This is a genomic window from Pseudomonas sp. 3JA, from assembly GCF_036961705.1.
In the GTDB taxonomy this organism is placed as follows: Bacteria; Pseudomonadota; Gammaproteobacteria; order Pseudomonadales; family Pseudomonadaceae; genus Aquipseudomonas; species Aquipseudomonas fluorescens_Q.
On the sequence record NZ_JBAMDJ010000002.1, the window covers coordinates 258,240 to 274,803 of the forward strand.

General features: G+C 60.9%; 11 protein-coding genes. 7 read left to right on the forward strand and 4 right to left on the reverse strand.

Going from position 1 to position 16,564, the window contains the following annotated elements:
* Window positions 1-81 precede the first annotated feature (81 nt).
* A complete protein-coding gene (locus tag V7773_RS02760) occupies window positions 82-2,373 on the reverse strand; it encodes a fatty acid cis/trans isomerase (RefSeq protein ID WP_336072266.1) in 2,292 nt (763 codons plus the stop codon).
* A gap of 156 nt (window positions 2,374-2,529) precedes the next feature.
* On the opposite strand from V7773_RS02760, the gene metH reads away from it, so the two are divergent.
* Entirely contained in the window at window positions 2,530-6,240 is a 3,711-nt protein-coding gene (gene metH / locus V7773_RS02765) for a methionine synthase (protein ID WP_336072268.1), read from the forward strand.
* A 167-nt stretch (window positions 6,241-6,407) separates the two neighbouring features.
* On the opposite strand, the gene V7773_RS02770 is transcribed toward metH, so the two are convergent.
* Window positions 6,408-7,880 carry a reprolysin-like metallopeptidase gene (locus tag V7773_RS02770; RefSeq protein WP_336072270.1) on the reverse strand — a complete coding sequence of 491 codons (1,473 nt, stop codon included), beginning with the start codon at window positions 7,878-7,880 and terminating at the stop codon, window positions 6,408-6,410.
* Window positions 7,881-8,110: 230 nt separating this feature from the next.
* Between V7773_RS02770 and V7773_RS02775 the strand changes: the two genes are divergently transcribed.
* Complete coding sequence (locus V7773_RS02775) at window positions 8,111-8,329, forward strand: DUF2970 domain-containing protein (protein WP_072347696.1); 219 nt, start codon at window positions 8,111-8,113, stop codon at window positions 8,327-8,329.
* A gap of 54 nt (window positions 8,330-8,383) precedes the next feature.
* On the opposite strand, the gene V7773_RS02780 is transcribed toward V7773_RS02775, so the two are convergent.
* Entirely contained in the window at window positions 8,384-9,511 is a 1,128-nt protein-coding gene (locus tag V7773_RS02780) for an ABC transporter substrate-binding protein (protein WP_336072274.1), read from the reverse strand.
* 503 nt (window positions 9,512-10,014) lie between these two features.
* Between V7773_RS02780 and V7773_RS02785 the strand changes: the two genes are divergently transcribed.
* Complete coding sequence (locus tag V7773_RS02785) at window positions 10,015-11,673, forward strand: nitrite/sulfite reductase (protein ID WP_092145591.1); 1,659 nt, start codon at window positions 10,015-10,017, stop codon at window positions 11,671-11,673.
* Window positions 11,657-12,151 carry a DUF934 domain-containing protein gene (locus tag V7773_RS02790; RefSeq protein ID WP_063322008.1) on the forward strand — a complete coding sequence of 165 codons (495 nt, stop codon included), beginning with the start codon at window positions 11,657-11,659 and terminating at the stop codon, window positions 12,149-12,151. Before V7773_RS02785 ends, V7773_RS02790 begins: the two co-directional genes overlap by 17 nt.
* A 123-nt stretch (window positions 12,152-12,274) precedes the next feature.
* Here V7773_RS02790 and sohB read toward each other — a convergent pair whose 3' ends face one another.
* Window positions 12,275-13,306, reverse strand: coding sequence for a protease SohB (gene sohB, locus V7773_RS02795; RefSeq protein WP_063322009.1), 1,032 nt, complete (start codon window positions 13,304-13,306; stop codon window positions 12,275-12,277).
* 226 nt (window positions 13,307-13,532) lie between these two features.
* Between sohB and V7773_RS02800 the strand changes: the two genes are divergently transcribed.
* The 3 genes from V7773_RS02800 to V7773_RS02810 all read left to right on the forward strand — a co-directional run bounded on the left by V7773_RS02800 (window position 13,533) and on the right by V7773_RS02810 (window position 16,544).
* Window positions 13,533-14,243 carry a histidine phosphatase family protein gene (locus V7773_RS02800; RefSeq protein WP_063322010.1) on the forward strand — a complete coding sequence of 237 codons (711 nt, stop codon included), beginning with the start codon at window positions 13,533-13,535 and terminating at the stop codon, window positions 14,241-14,243.
* Between the two features lie 51 nt (window positions 14,244-14,294).
* A complete protein-coding gene (locus tag V7773_RS02805; RefSeq protein WP_336072280.1) occupies window positions 14,295-14,609 on the forward strand; it encodes an SCP2 sterol-binding domain-containing protein in 315 nt (104 codons plus the stop codon).
* Between the two features lie 216 nt (window positions 14,610-14,825).
* On the forward strand, window positions 14,826-16,544 hold the full coding sequence (locus tag V7773_RS02810; protein WP_336072282.1) for a hydrogenase maturation protein: 1,719 nt from the start codon (window positions 14,826-14,828) through the stop codon (window positions 16,542-16,544).
* Window positions 16,545-16,564 lie beyond the last annotated feature (20 nt).

Here is a 16,564-nt window from a genome sequence, read left to right on the forward strand (position 1 = left end):
CAATCATCGCGCCGGACAAAGTCCCAGTATTTTTGTCAGGAAAGCGTCCGGCGGCACGGAGTTTGCCGCCGGAGCTGTCGATCAGAGGTTCTGGTAGCGATTCATGTCCAACACGCCGCTTTCCAGGGGCTCCGTCTCCTGGATGTACTGGCTCAGGTCGTGGAAGTAGTACCAGAACTGCGGGTGGCTGCGACGAATGCCCCAGCGCTCGACAATCCGCTCGAACGTCGGTGCATCCTGGGCGCCTTGCATGGCCTCGACGAATGCCGGCACTTGCCCGGCCGGAATATTGAACATGAAGTTCGGATAGCTGCTGAGCACGCCCGGGTAGACCGTGAGTGTGTCCAGCCCCGGCTGGTATCGCGCCTCCTCGCCCAGCAGGAACGCCACGTTGCTGTGGGCTCGGTTGCGCAGCAGGCTGTAGACTTCACGATGACCACTGGCGGTTTCGACGCGCAGCAGAGTCGCTTCCGGCAGTTGGTCGATCACCTTGAGCCCCGCCGCCGGGCGCGACACCAGCCGACTGAGGGCCTGTTCGGCGTTTTGCAGCGCCGGGTCGATGTTCGGGCGCGAGCAGTAGGCGCCGTCGCAGCGGTTGATCGGATCGGGGCGGGCATTCAGCTCGCCGTACCGGGCCAGCAGTTGCTGGGTGAAATCGCCCTTGGGGTCGCGCTCATCAAGCTTGAGAGCGGTCGGTTTGTCATCGTCGATGGCCTCGTAATCGAGCCACATCTTGAATTTGCCACCGGCCTGGTACCAGTCGTCAAGATAGCCTTCCCGGGAGTCGGCCGGCATCAGGCGCAGGAAGTTCTGCTCCGCACCGTTGCGGATCAGATCGAAATACAGCCGGGTCTGGGCCTGGTGGGACACGTTGCCGAATACATCGAAGTTCACCGCCAATTGGTAATAGGTGCGCTCCAGCAACGGGAAGTCGAACAGCCACATCGTCTGCGGCACCTCCCCGATCAACCCCTTGGTGACCGAAGCGCTGTCGAAATGCCGGAAAATGCTCAGCAATGCATTGTCATTCCCGGCCCACAGCGTCGACCAACTCGGCGCCGGCGCATCGGCATAGACGTCGCGGCGCAAGGCTTCGTACTCGTTGCGCTTGTCCCGGTAGTCGAGCCACAGGCTGAGAACGCTGCCCACATCGTCGTTCTGCCCCGGCATTGCCAGCAGCGGCGTGGCCTGGCCGCGGTAGTTCGGATCTGTAATGTACAGGTCATGTTCGGGGGCCTGGAACAGCGCCCAGAAATTGTCGCGGATCACGTCCGTGGCAATCTGGCCCCGGCACACCGGCCCGCGAATGAAGGTGCGCACAAAATACTCGGCGTTATCGAGCATGAACTGGTAGCGAGCCTGGGCCGGGATCGCTTCGAAGGTGGAAAATGGATTGGCCCGGCGCTCCGGACCGTAGCCCGGCAACGCGGTCACCTGCCATTTGCCGCTGTAGAACAGGCTCTTGATGCGCCCCATCTTCGCCGCGCTCAAGCCGTAGGTAATATGGGTCTTGTGCACGATCACCCCTTGCACCGGCCAGAGCCGGTAATAGACGCGGGTGCCAGGGTCATCATTCGGACGGCGGGTATTGATCAGGTCGATCGGCTGCCCGGTGGGCGTGCGCGAACGGACCCACTGGAAGAAATGCCCCGGCTCGCCGTCTTTGAAATAGATGTGCGCCAGGAACCAGTGCTCGAACAACCAGCGGCCCACCAGGCTTTCCCGGGCGCCAGGGGCGTTGAGCAGGTTTTCCCATTGCACCACCTGCAAGGCTTCGGCGGCACTCGGGGCCATGGCCTGCTGATCGATGGGGGCGCCTGCGGCCAGCCAACGTTGCAGGGTCTGGTATTGCTGGTCGGTCAGGCCGGTGACGGCCAGGGGCATGCCTTCCTTGGGATGGGCGCCGGCGTATTCGTTGAATTGATCCGGCATCGCGCAGCTGTTTTCGCGATTGAGGCCCAGCACGATCTCTTCCGGCAGCTTGGCGTTGGGCTGCAACGGCGTGCGGTGGCCCAACTCCAGCATGCGCGCCATCAGGGCAGCCTGGCTGCCTTGGGCATCGAGCACCGAATAGAAGCCCTTGCGCTGCCAGGCGCGCTGGCCGGAGGCGTCATAGAACAAGCGGGTCGGCTCGGCCGCCTGGCGCCGCTCGCCGTCGTACACCGACAGTTTGCTCGCTCCCCGTGCCGCGCCTTCGCCGCTGCCCAGGTTCAACTGGCAAGCGGAGTCGTAGCAGGCATGGCAGGCCACGCATTTTTCCGTGAAGATCGGCTGGATGTCGCGGGTGTAGGAGATCGCGGGAGTGCGGCTCCCGGCGGCTGCGGTAAAACACAACAGCAGCAACAGACTGCCGAATAAGACGCGGTACGGCATGTCTCGGGTCCCTAAGAGATAGTCCGGCGATTCTACCGGGCCAGCATCGCCTTGCAAACATGAGCGATATTCATGCAAAAGCCCATCATGATCAAATCCTGCACAGGTTTGCTATCATCCTGGCCTTCGTAATGGTCTTTTTTTCCAGGTAGTCCTATGTCCGATCGCAGCGCTCGCCTTTATCTTCTCCAGCAAGCCCTCAAGGAGCGCATCCTGATCCTCGACGGCGGCATGGGCACGATGATCCAGAGCTACAAGCTCGAAGAGCAGGACTACCGTGGCAAGCGTTTCGCCGACTGGCCGAGCGACGTCAAGGGCAACAACGACCTGCTGGTGCTGAGCCGCCCGGACGTGATCGGCGCCATCGAAAAAGCCTACCTGGATGCTGGCGCCGACATCCTGGAAACCAACACTTTCAACGCCACCCAGGTGTCCCAGGCCGACTACGGCATGCAAGGCCTGGCCTACGAGCTGAACCTGGAAGGCGCGCGCCTGGCCCGTAAAGTGGCTGACGCCAAGACCCTGGAAACCCCGGACAAGCCACGTTTCGTTGCCGGCGTACTCGGCCCGACCAGCCGCACCTGCTCGCTGTCGCCGGACGTGAACAACCCCGGCTACCGCAACGTGACCTTCGACGAACTGGTGGAAAACTACACCGAGGCCACCAAGGGCCTGATCGAAGGCGGTGCCGACCTGATCCTGATCGAAACCATTTTCGACACGCTCAATGCCAAGGCAGCGATTTTCGCCGTGCAGGGTGTTTATGAAGCGTTGGGCGTCGAACTGCCGATCATGATCTCCGGCACCATCACCGATGCGTCCGGTCGTACCCTGTCCGGCCAGACCACCGAAGCCTTCTGGAACTCCGTGGCCCACGCCAAGCCGATTTCCGTGGGCTTGAACTGCGCCCTCGGCGCTAGCGAACTGCGCCCGTACCTGGAAGAGCTGTCGAACAAGGCCAATACCCACGTCTCGGCGCACCCGAACGCCGGCCTGCCCAACGAATTCGGTGAATACGACGAATTGCCGGCCGAGACCGCCAAAGTCATCGAGGAATTCGCCCAGAGCGGCTTCCTGAACATCGTCGGCGGTTGCTGCGGCACCACCCCGGCGCACATCGAAGCCATCGCCAAGGCCGTGGCCGGCTATGCCCCGCGGCCGATTCCAGAGATTCCCCGGGCCTGCCGCCTGTCGGGGCTGGAACCGTTCACCATCGATCGCAGCTCGCTGTTCGTCAACGTCGGCGAGCGGACCAACATCACCGGTTCCGCCAAGTTCGCCCGGTTGATCCGCGAGGACAACTACACCGAAGCCCTGGAAGTGGCACTGCAGCAGGTCGAGGCCGGCGCCCAGGTGATCGACATCAACATGGACGAGGGCATGCTCGATTCGAAGAAGGCCATGGTGACCTTCCTCAATCTGATTGCCGGCGAACCGGACATCTCCCGCGTGCCGATCATGATCGACTCCTCCAAGTGGGAAGTGATCGAGGCCGGCCTCAAGTGCATCCAGGGCAAGGGCATCGTCAACTCCATCAGCATGAAGGAAGGTGTCGAGCAGTTCATCCATCACGCCAAGCTGTGCAAGCGCTACGGCGCCGCCGTGGTGGTGATGGCGTTCGACGAAGCCGGCCAGGCCGACACCGAGGCGCGCAAGAAGGAAATCTGCAAGCGCTCCTATGACATCCTGGTCAATGAAGTCGGCTTCCCGCCGGAAGACATCATTTTCGACCCGAACATCTTCGCCGTCGCCACCGGTATCGAAGAGCACAACAACTATGCCGTGGATTTCATCAACGCCTGCGCCTACATCCGCGACGAACTGCCCTACGCGCTGACCTCCGGCGGCGTGTCCAACGTGTCCTTCTCGTTCCGTGGCAACAACCCGGTGCGCGAGGCGATCCACTCGGTGTTCCTGCTCTATGCGATCCGCGCGGGCCTGACCATGGGCATCGTCAATGCCGGCCAACTGGAGATCTACGACCAGATCCCGGTGGAACTGCGCGACGCCGTGGAAGACGTGATCCTCAACCGTACCCCCGAAGGCACCGACGCCCTCCTCGCCATCGCCGACAAGTACAAGGGCGACGGCAGCGTCAAGGAAGCGGAAACCGAGGAATGGCGCGGCTGGGAAGTGAACAAGCGCCTGGAACATGCCCTGGTCAAGGGCATCACCACCCACATCGTTGAAGACACCGAAGAATCGCGACTGTCGTTCGCCCGGCCGATCGAGGTCATTGAAGGCCCGCTGATGGCCGGCATGAACATCGTCGGCGACCTGTTTGGCGCCGGTAAGATGTTCCTGCCTCAGGTGGTCAAGTCCGCCCGTGTGATGAAGCAGGCCGTGGCCCACCTGATTCCGTTCATCGAGGCGGAAAAAGGCGACAAGCCGGAAGCCAAGGGCAAGATCCTGATGGCCACGGTCAAGGGCGACGTCCACGACATTGGCAAGAACATCGTCGGCGTGGTGCTCGGTTGCAACGGCTATGACATCGTCGACCTGGGCGTGATGGTGCCGGCGGAAAAAATCCTGCAGGTGGCCAAGGAGCAGAAGTGCGACATCATCGGCCTGTCCGGGCTGATCACCCCGTCCCTGGATGAGATGGTGCATGTGGCGCGGGAGATGCAGCGCCAGGACTTCCATCTGCCGCTGATGATTGGCGGGGCCACCACCTCCAAGGCCCACACGGCGGTAAAGATCGAGCCCAAGTACAGCAACGACGCGGTGATCTACGTCACCGATGCCTCCCGTGCCGTGGGCGTGGCGACCCAGTTGCTGTCCAAGGAACTCAAGCCGGCTTTCGTCGAGAAAACCCGCCTGGACTACATGGACGTGCGCGAGCGCACATCCAACCGCAGCGCTCGGACCGAACGCCTGAGCTATGCAGCGGCCATCGCCAAGAAGCCACAGTTCGACTGGAGCAGCTACCAGCCGGTCAAGCCGACCTTCACCGGCGCGCGAGTCCTGGACGACATCGACCTGAACGTCCTGGCCGAATACATCGACTGGACGCCGTTCTTTATTTCCTGGGACCTGGCCGGCAAGTACCCACGCATCCTCACCGACGAAGTGGTCGGCGAAGCCGCCACCGCACTGTACGCCGATGCCCGGGCGATGCTGCGCAAGCTGATCGACGAGAAACTCATCAGCGCTCGCGCGGTGTTCGGCTTCTGGCCGGCCAACCAGGTGCATGACGACGACCTGGAAGTCTACGGTGACGACGGCAAGCCCTTGGCGCGCCTGCACCACCTGCGCCAACAGATCATCAAGACCGACGGCAAGCCCAACTTCTCCCTGGCCGACTTCGTCGCGCCGAAGGACAGCGGCGTGACCGACTACGTCGGCGGCTTCATCACCACCGCCGGCATCGGCGCCGAAGAAGTGGCCAAGGCCTATCAGGAGGCCGGCGACGACTACAACTCGATCATGGTCAAGGCCCTCGCCGACCGTCTGGCCGAGGCCTGCGCCGAATGGTTGCACCAGCAAGTGCGCAAAAATTATTGGGGCTACGCCCAGGACGAGAGCCTGGACAACGACGCCCTGATCAAGGAGCAATACACCGGCATCCGCCCTGCCCCCGGTTACCCGGCCTGCCCGGACCACACCGAGAAAGCCACCCTGTTCCGCCTGCTCGATCCCGAGGCCAGCGAACTGAAGGCCGGACGCAGCGGTGTGTTCCTCACCGAACACTACGCCATGTTCCCAGCAGCGGCGGTCAGCGGCTGGTACTTCGCCCATCCCCAGGCGCAGTACTTCGCCGTGGGCAAGATCGATAAGGATCAGGTCCAGAGCTATACCGCGCGTAAAGGCCAGGAGTTGAGTGTGACGGAGCGTTGGTTGTCGCCTAATTTGGGGTATGACAGCTGATATAAGATCTTGGCCCAAACAGACCGCAGCCTTCGTCAACTGCATGGATACATAATCCTGTCGTTGCCGAAGGCTGCGATTTTCAGGACTCAACTGTCGTCTTTCGAAAGCCCAGCAGCGCTTCCAACGCAAAACACCGCGATAAAATACTGACGCCACCGCTTTATTTACTTCTTCACCGAGACAATTATATTTATCGGTTCCTTCCAATCGGAATTAGCCCTTCGAGCCTCCAACTGCAACAATCCATTATAGTATCCCGCCGGAAGCGCTACGTTATCCCGAACATCGTATTGTATTTCAAGCCCAACCATGGGGCCGAGCGCTCCGAGAAAACGCTTACTGTTCATATGTTCCCGCCAACCATTTTCCTCTTGAACGCGAATCCCCCGTAACTTAACGACCACTTCATTACCTGCCGCACTGAACAACTTCACCCTCAGCATCGTGAACTTTTCATCTGTTCCTGGCGCCAGCTCTGTAGGACCCACATCGGCTGACAGAGCAACGATCCCACCCATATAAAGTCGCTCTATTCCAGGAATCCGGATGTAAGTAGACGCCTGATTATGGAGACCGCTGACGACCAGCATACGCAGACCTGGCAGTTCCGGCTTGTAACCCGTCAATCGCGCCGTACTCTCACGCCAGACGCGTGCCATGTCGGCCGTCCTTGCATTCCCTATCGGCAAGCCGTAAGTATCATTGACGGCAGGTGTCGAATAGTAGAGGGATCGACTACCGGTACACATATTGGTTTTGGTTTTGCCGTTATTGTAGCCATAGTTGTAGTCCGAACCGTTTGCCTCTTCGCAATGGTCCCCTCCGACGTTATGCCCTATCTCATGGGTAAAAGTGGTGGGTGCATACCAGGCGCTGACGCTTGAATATCCACGAAAATAGGCTCTTCCCTGCTCTTGGTTGGTACCCGTCGCAATGGCTGCGTTCACATCGGTTTTGTACCGGTCCCGATAGGGGCTGAGAAGATCTTGCCAATTGGTCAATCCCTCGTTACTGGTATTGTAAGGCACATCAAAAACGCTGACGGCACCGAGTCGCAATGAAACTTCCCCGACGCGCGAGTTTCGTAAGCTGAGATTGACCATTTCAACCTGTGCAAGCGCGTGAGCAATGGGATCGACCGCCAGCTGATTCAGCGCATTGGCAGAATAAGCGAAGAGCATATCAATATAAGAGTGCCCGTCACTGGCCGTCTCCGGGCGACCAATATCTTCCTGTGGTTTGACCATATCGTTTTCCAACAAGTCTTCAGCTGGCTCGGCAATGAATGTAAGGCGCCCCTGGGGGTCAACTTTTAACAAACCATGCTTATCGGGCTCGTTGACAATCCCAACGACCGCCCCCTCCGGAGACCGAACCACCACCAACGACCCCGTCTCACCATCACGGGCATACAAATTGCCACTTTCAATCGTATAGCCCTGCTCAACGTGTATCGCCGAACGTTCAAAGCGGGCATCGCCTATCGCATTGGCATAAACACTCGCCGACGTCGGTTGAGGTGTGTTCTCTTGGCTTTCGGTTGCCGCATTGCTTACCGGCAACCCCAAGAGGAAAACCAGCGTAGCCGTAGCGCAACGGTAAAAAACCGTGGCCGTGAACGAGCTTCGGACGTTCATGGCTGATATCTCCGCAAGTGACAGGAGTCATCAGCGTGATCCAATCCCACCGAAGCGGATACTGACAGAAGTACCAGTAGCGACACGGGTCAGGAAGGCTTAGGTTGACTGATTTTCTGTCTGCCAAGGCGTTGGGGGAAAAACGGGCGCCAGAGATCCATGGCTGAGGCCACCGCAGATCGAGATCTTTTGTCTATGCTTGTCCCACACACATGACAGACGAGGGATTTATGGACGATCCAACCGACAATAAGCCACCCACTCTGTTGCAAATGCTGCACAGCGTGGGGGCGGCGGCCTTTGGCGTGCAAAGCGGGAAAAACCGCGCCCGGGACTTTACCCATGGAAAGCCGAGTCACTTCGTGATCCTCGGCATCCTGTTTACGGTCATTTTCGGGTTGACGTTGTATGGGATCGTTAATTTGGTGTTGTACTTTGCGGGTGTGTGAACACTTAGTACCCACAGATCATTATGGACAGCTTGGCTGCAATCCGGACTGAGGCTAGCGACGCCCAAGCCCATCGAGCGAAAAGGCATAGCGCTCGCCATCCGGGCGAGACACCAGGCTGAAGCGCTTGAAATCCAGGCGATAGTCCTTGGCAGGATTCATGTTCAGCCACGCTCGAGCGCGGGCCGGATCGAGCGATTGCATCAGGTCGATCTGCTGGTTGTAGCCGCCATGACGCGCGAGGTCAGTGCCCCGGGCGTGATCATGGAGTAGCACCATGGCCCACCCTCCCAAGCTGAAGTGCCCGGTGAACAGCACGCTCAAGCGCCCGTCGATGCGGGCCTGGAGCGCCGCCCTGGAACTGTTCATGGCGCTGAACAACACATCCTTGCCCGGCTGGCGACCCGCCTCCTCGAACGCCTGCATGGCGCCCAGGGCCATCTCATCGTTGGCGGACCACACCAGCGCGGTCTGCGGATATCGCTTGGCCAGTTGGCTGGCCTGCTCGTAGGAGCGCTCGCGATTCCACTCGCCATAGACCAACTGGCGCAGGTGTACCTGTGGATGCTCGGCCAGCGCCCGGTACAGACCTTTCTCACGCAGTTGCGCCGAAGGCGTGGACTTCTTTCCGGAAAATGCCAACAGGTCGAGGGTTTGCCCAGGCGCCAGCGGCCCATACTGGCGCAACAGCTCGGTGAGCATCAGGTAGCCACTGCGCTCGTCGTCAGGCACCAGGCTGCCAAGCAGTGCGGGAGGCGGCGCGCCCTGCTGTACCAGCAGGCGGGTCTGGTCGCTGGTCAGCGTGTTGTTCACCAGGAACAGCTTGATCCCGCTGCCCTGGGCCAATTGCAGGATGCGCGGGGCAACATACTGTTCGTTCACCAGCACCAGGTAGTCCGGACGGTCAACCGACGTGATGACGTCTTGAGCCTGGCGGATCATGCGCTCGGGATCGCGCTCGGCGTACTCCACGCGCAGGCGCAACCCCAAGCCATTAGCCGCGGCCTGCATGAACTCGCTATAGCTGACCCAGAACGTCTCGGTCGAACGCCCCGGATTGAGGAACACCACCGAAGTCGCAGCCCTCACCTGGGCTGAAGGAGAAACAGCGCCGGCGGCGTGCACCGGTAACCAGAATGACAGGCATAACAACGCTACCAGCCTGCAGATAAACTTAAACATCCCGCCTGCCCTGAATAATACGCCACCCAGTATAACGACCCGGGTGGCGAACGGGCACATGAACGCGAGACCTTCATGTGGCTGGCAACGGCTCGAACCTATTGATGACTGACCCAGAACACTGCGGTGCCCACCACCAGGATAATCAGGAACAAAATGGCCCAGGCATCAACGGTACTGTCGCTTTTCCTTGCTTTGGTCGGATTGCTCATTGCATCGCCTCTTGTCGGTTTTGTAGGTGATTGCATAGGGACTCGACCACAGTTAAGACGATGATTGCCCGCACGACAAATGTGGGTTAGGCAATAATCAATCTCATTAGTCGATTTGGTTCTTTACATATACTCAAACATCACTTTTGCGCATAACTCAAAACAGGTATCTTGCACCGGCTCCTCTAGGAGTGCGCGGCCGTGCGCGCAGAATTGCCGAGGCAGAACCCGATTCCAGCGAGCCAACATGCAGCTGTTTCTGATCGGCCCAAGCCTGAGACCGAGACTTATATGTACGTATATGACGAGTACGATCAGCGGATCATCGAGGACCGCGTCAAGCAGTTCCGTGATCAGACCCGACGCTATCTGGCAGGCGAGCTGAGCGAAGAAGAATTCCGCCCTCTGCGCTTGCAGAATGGCCTGTATATCCAGCGCTTCGCCCCGATGCTGCGGGTGGCTGTGCCTTATGGCCAGCTGACTTCGCGCCAGGTGCGCAAACTGGCGCAAATCGCCCGCGACTACGACAAGGGCTACGCCCACATCAGTACCCGGCAGAACGTCCAGTACAACTGGCCAGCCCTGGAAGATGTGCCCGAGATCCTCGCCGAACTGGCCACCGTGCAGATGCACGCGATCCAGACCAGCGGCAACTGCCTGCGCAACGTCACCACCGACCAGTTCGCCGGTGTCGCAGCCGACGAGTTGATCGACCCGCGCCCGTGGTGCGAGATTGTCCGCCAGTGGACGACGTTCCACCCGGAATTCGCCTACCTGCCACGCAAGTTCAAGATCGCCATCAACGGCTCGACCTCTGACCGTGCGGCCATCGAAGTCCACGACATTGGCCTGGAGACGGTCTACAACGCGGCCGGCGAGTTGGGCTTCCGTGTACTGGTGGGCGGTGGCCTGGGGCGTACGCCGGTGGTCGGCGCGTTCATCAACGAGTTCCTGCCGTGGCAGGACCTGCTGAGCTACCTCGACGCCATCCTGCGGGTATACAACCGCTACGGCCGTCGCGACAACAAATACAAGGCGCGGATCAAGATCCTGGTCAAGGCCCTCACGCCTGAAGTGTTCGCCGAGAAGGTCGAAGCCGAGATGGCTCACCTGCGTGGCGGCCAGACCACCCTGACCGAAGCAGAAGTCCACCGTGTGGCCAAGCATTTCGTCGATCCAGACTACAAGGTCCTGAGCAACCAGAACGCCGAGCTGGCTGCCCTCGACAAGGAACACCCTGGCTTCGCTCGCTGGCGCACCCGCAATACCCTGGCCCACAAGAAGCCGGGTTATGTCGCGGTGACCCTGTCCCTGAAGCCAACCGGCGTCGCGCCGGGCGACATCACCGACAAGCAACTGGACGCCGTGGCCGACCTGGCCGAGCGCTACAGCTTCGGCCAACTGCGCACCTCCCATGAGCAGAACATCATCCTGGCGGACGTTGAACAGAGCCAGTTGTTCACCCTCTGGGGCGAGTTGCGCGAGCAAGGTTTCGCCACCCCGAACATCGGCCTGCTGACCGACATGATCTGCTGCCCGGGCGGCGACTTCTGCTCCCTGGCCAACGCCAAGTCGATCCCTATCGCCGAATCGATCCAGCGTCGCTTCGACGACCTGGACTACCTGTTCGACATCGGCGAGCTGGACCTGAACATTTCCGGCTGCATGAACGCCTGTGGTCACCACCACGTCGGCCACATCGGCATCCTGGGCGTGGACAAGAAAGGCGAAGAGTTCTACCAGGTCTCCCTGGGCGGCAGCGGTAGCCGCGACGCCAGCCTGGGCAAGATCCTCGGCCCGTCGTTTGCCCAGGACGACATGCCTGACGTGATCGAGAAGCTGATCGACGTGTACATCGAACAACGTACCGAAGACGAGCGTTTCATCGACACTTACCAACGTATTGGCATCGACCTCTTCAAGGAACGCGTCTATGCAGCGAATCATTAAGAACAACGAGGTCATCGACGAAACCTGGCACCTGCTGCCCAAGGACGCGACCCTCGATGGCATCTCCAACTGTGACGACCTGATCGTGCCCCTGGCCTTGTGGCGCGATCATGCCCACGCCCTCAAGGCCCGCGACGGCGGCCTGGGCGTGTGGCTGGACGCCGACGAGGAAGCCGAGGAAATCGGCGAGGACGCCAACCAGTTGCAGGTCATCGCCTTGAACTTCCCGGCCTTCACCGACGGGCGCAGCTACTCCAACGCTCGCCTGCTGCGCGACCGCTATGGTTTCAAGGGTGAGTTGCGGGCGATTGGCGACGTACTGCGCGACCAGTTGTTCTACATGCGCCGCTGCGGCTTCGACGCCTTTGCCTTGCGTGCCGACAAAGACCCCTTTGAGGCCCTCGAAAGCCTCAAGGACTTCTCGGTGACCTACCAGGCGGCCACTGACGAACCGCTGCCGCTGTTCCGTCGTCGCTGAGACAGCCCTATGAAAAAGCCCTGAGCCGGGTGTACCGGTTCAGGGCTTTTTCATTTGATGGCCCTACCACCGTGGCGGCCCAGCCCGCTCCCACAGGGGCAGTGCGAGGGCGGGCTACGCGGATTACCAGAACCGCTGCTGGGTCAGGCGGCTCCACCAACTGAGCAGCACACGATCCACCGAACCGCTGGCCGCCATGCCGATGCGTTCCTGCAGGCTTTTGCGTTCGGCGTAGTGCAGGTGGTACAGCTCGGCACCCTTGGCGCGTTCGGCCAAGTATTCATCGCTGGTTTTCAGCTCGTCCACCAAGCCCTTGCCCTGCGCCGCGACACCCAACCAGACCTCACCGGTCGCCACTTCATCGATGGCCAGTTGCGGGCGGTAGTTGGACACGAAGTTCTTGAACAGCTCATGGGTAATGTCCAGGTCTTCCTGGAATTTCTCCCGGCCCTTCTCGGTATTTTCGCCGAACACCGTCAACGTGCGTTTGTATTCCCCGGCCGTCAACACTTCGAAATCGATGTCGTGTTTCTTCAGCAGCCGGTTGACGTTGGGCAATTGCGCGACGACGCCGATGGAACCCAGGATCGCGAAGGGAGCGCTGATGATCTTCTCGCCGATGCACGCCATCATGTAGCCACCGCTGGCCGCGACCTTGTCGATACAGACCGTCAACGGCACGCCGGCCTGACGGATCCGCGCCAGTTGCGAGGAGGCCAGGCCGTAGCTGTGGACCATGCCGCCGCCACTTTCCAGGCGCAGCACGACTTCATCCTTCGGCGTCGCCAGGGTCAGCAGCGCAGTGATTTCATGACGCAGGCTCTCGGTGGCCGAGGCCTTGATGTCACCGTCGAAATCCAGCACGAACACCCGGGGCTTGGCCGCCGGCTTGTCCTTGTTTTTCTTCCCGGCTTTTTCAGCCTTGCCTTCGGCCTTGCGCAGCGCCTTGAGCTGATCCTTGTCCAGCAGCGTCTGTTCCAGGCGCTCACGTAGCCCCTTGTAGAAATCGTTGAGTTTGCTCACCTGCAACTGACCGGTCGACTTGCGCCGCCCCTTGCTGCGCAACGCAGCAAAACTGACCAGCACCACCAGGATGGCGATCACCAGCGTCACGGTCTTGGCCAGGAAACCGGCGTACTCGATGAAAAACTCCACAGCAACTCCTTAAATGCAATGTGCCACTGAACGCAGGCGCGTAACGGTCCCAGCATACCCATGCGGCTGCGTCGCGACCAGTCATGAAACCGGTGGTTACGTTAACGCGAGCGAGGCAGGACAAGGCTGCAACGGGCATTTCAAACAAGCGTATGTTTTTTCATTGACAGCTCACCGCCATCCCCATAACCTCGCCAAACCTTCAACGTACCGGGATGACGCGGACGTGGGCAGTATCTATCTGATTCGACATGGCCAGGCCTCCTTTGGTGCGGACGACTACGATGTCCTTTCACCCAATGGCGTGCGCCAGGCGCAAGTGCTCGGCGGCCACCTGGCGGAGCTCGGTGTCGTATTCGATCGCTGCCTCTCGGGTGACCTGCGTCGCCAACAGGATACCGCCATCGGCGCGCTGGGACAGATGTCCGCCGCCGGGTTACCGGTTCCCGGGCTGGAAACCGACACCGCGTTCAACGAGTTCGATGCCGACGCGGTCATTCGCGCCCTGCTGCCGGACATGCTTCCCCAGGAGCCCGAGGCGCTGCATATCCTGCGCAACGCTGCGCAGAACCGCGCCGAATTCCAGCGCATCTTCGCGCTGATCGTCGAACGCTGGCTCAGCGGCCAGTATGACCCGCCGGGCCTGGAAAGCTGGCTGGGTTTTGTCGAGCGGGTCCACGCGGGCCTGCAGCGCATCCTGGAGCAAGCCGACAACACCCACAAAATCGCCGTGTTCACCTCCGGCGGCACCATCACCGCCCTGCTCCACCTGATCACCCAGATACCGGCCCGACAGGCCTTCGAACTGAACTGGCAAATCGTCAACACCTCGCTCAACCACCTGAAATTCAGGGGCCGCGAGGTGGCCCTGGCTTCCTTCAACAGCCATGCCCACCTGCAACTGCTGAAGGCCCCGGACCTCATCACCTTTCGCTGAGTCCGGATTACTGTAGACCCTTGCTGTACCACCCAAATAAGGATCGAAACCATGACCTCCGTAGCTGACGCCGTACAAGCCATGAAAGCCAAGTTCAACCCAGCCGCCGCTGCCGGCCTGGATCTGGTATTCGGTTTCCGCATCGACGATACCAAGAATTTTTCGCTGGTCGTCAAGGACAACACCTGCGAACTGCAGGAAGGCGAAAACCCGGACGCCCAGGTGACCCTGGTGATGGACGGCGAAACCCTGCAAGGCATCGTCGACGGCAGCACCGACGGCATGCAAGCGTTCATGAGCGGCAAGCTGCGTACCGAAGGCGAGATGATGCTGGCCATGAAACTGTCCGAGCTGTTCCCTGGCTGAGACTGCGCTCGCGTTCTTCGCGGGCCTTTGATTGCAAACGAATCCCGCCCCCGTGGCGGGATTCGTGTTTCTGCCCTGCGCTGATTCTGCCTTGCACTCACAACCTTGATCCCTGTCAGTTGTCGCTCCTCCCCCAGCCGCTAATGTAGCGCTTCCATCAAGCCAGGGACGGCTCATCGGGAGCCGGCGCCTGCTCATCTCACGGAAGAGAGACTCATGCCCACACTGAAGATCATTTTGCTGTCGAGTGCCTTCAACGGCCTGACCCAACGCGCCTGGCTGGACCTGCGCGAGGCCGGCTATCGCCCTAGCGTCGTGCTGTTCACCGATCCGGCCTCGGTCTGCCGGCAAATCGAAGAAAGCGGCGCCCACCTGGTGATCTGCCCGTTTCTCAAGGACCGTGTGCCCGAGCAGTTATGGCGCAATCCGCGGCGCCCGGTGGTGATCATTCATCCCGGAATTGTCGGCGACCGCGGCGCCAGCGCCCTGGACTGGGCGATCACTCGGCAGCCCGAGCGCTGGGGCGTCACGGCATTGCAGGCGGTAGAGGAAATGGACGCCGGGCCAGTCTGGGCCACCTGCGAATTCGACCTGCCCCAAGGCCTGCGCAAATCCGAGCTGTATAACGGCCCGGTCAGCGACGCCGCCATTCGTTGCATCCGCGAGGTCGTGGAGAAGTACCTCGACGGTTTCATCCCGGTGCCACTGGACTATGGCCGTCATGACGTGGTCGGACGCCTGCAACCGAACATGACCCAGGCCCATCGCGCCTTCAGCTGGCACGACAGCAGCGGTTTCATCAAGCGCTGCATCGACGCGGCCGACGGTCAACCCGGCGTACTCGCGAGCCTGGCCGGCGAACAGTTTTACCTGTACGACGCCCATCCGGACGTTCGCCACGGCCTGCCCGGCGAACTGCTGGCCGTGCGTGACGATGCAGTGTTGGTGGCGACAGGGGATACAAGCCTGTGGATCGGCGCCCTGCGCCGCAAGCCGCAGCCCGGCGACCGGACCTTCAAGCGTCCGGCGCGCCATGTTTTGTCGAACCTCCTCGAAGGCGTCCCGGTGCTCGACGGTTCCCTGGCCCGCCAGCCGTTCAGCGATGAGTCTTATCAGCCCATTCGCTACCGGGAATGCGGCCATGTGGGAGAGCTGACGTTCGAGTTCTATAACGGGGCGATGAGCACTGAGCAATGCCAACGGCTGGTGGCGGCATTGCGCTGGGCCAAGTCCCGGGACACCCAGGTGCTGTTGATCCGCGGCGGGCGCGGCAGCTTTTCCAACGGCGTGCACCTGAACGTTATCCAGGCCGCCGCCGAACCCGGCCTGGAGGCCTGGGCCAACATACAGGCCATCGATGACGTTTGCCTTGAGTTGTTCAGCGCACGGCAACTGGTGGTCAGCGGTCTGACGGGTAACGCCGGGGCCGGCGGTGTGATGTTGGCTCTGGCGGCCGATATCGTGCTGGCGCGCCGTGACATCGTGCTCAACCCGCACTACGCGACCATGGGCCTGTACGGCTCTGAATACTGGACCTACAGCCTGCCCCGCGCGGTCGGGCCGGACATGGCCTGGAAACTCACCCGGGACTGCCTGCCGATCAGCGCCCTCCAGGCGTTGCGCTACGGCATGGTCCAGGAAATCGGACCACGCTGCCCCGACGAGTTCGGCCTGTGGCTGCTGCAACGAGCCAACAGTGCGCTGCTCGATCCGAACTATGAAAGTATCCGGGTTCGCAAGGCCGAGCGGAGCCTGTCAGCGATCCAGGCGTGCCGCGAGGGTGAGCTCGCGCAGATGCGACATGACATGGTGGACAATCGCCACGGCTTCGCCGACAAGTGCCGTGGTTTCGTCTTCAAGCACAAGGCCTGCCGCACGCCAGAACGCCTGGTCGCCCCTTGGGCGCGAACGGCACAGGTCCAAGCCGTCCAATAATGTCCGGTATCGGCGAGGCG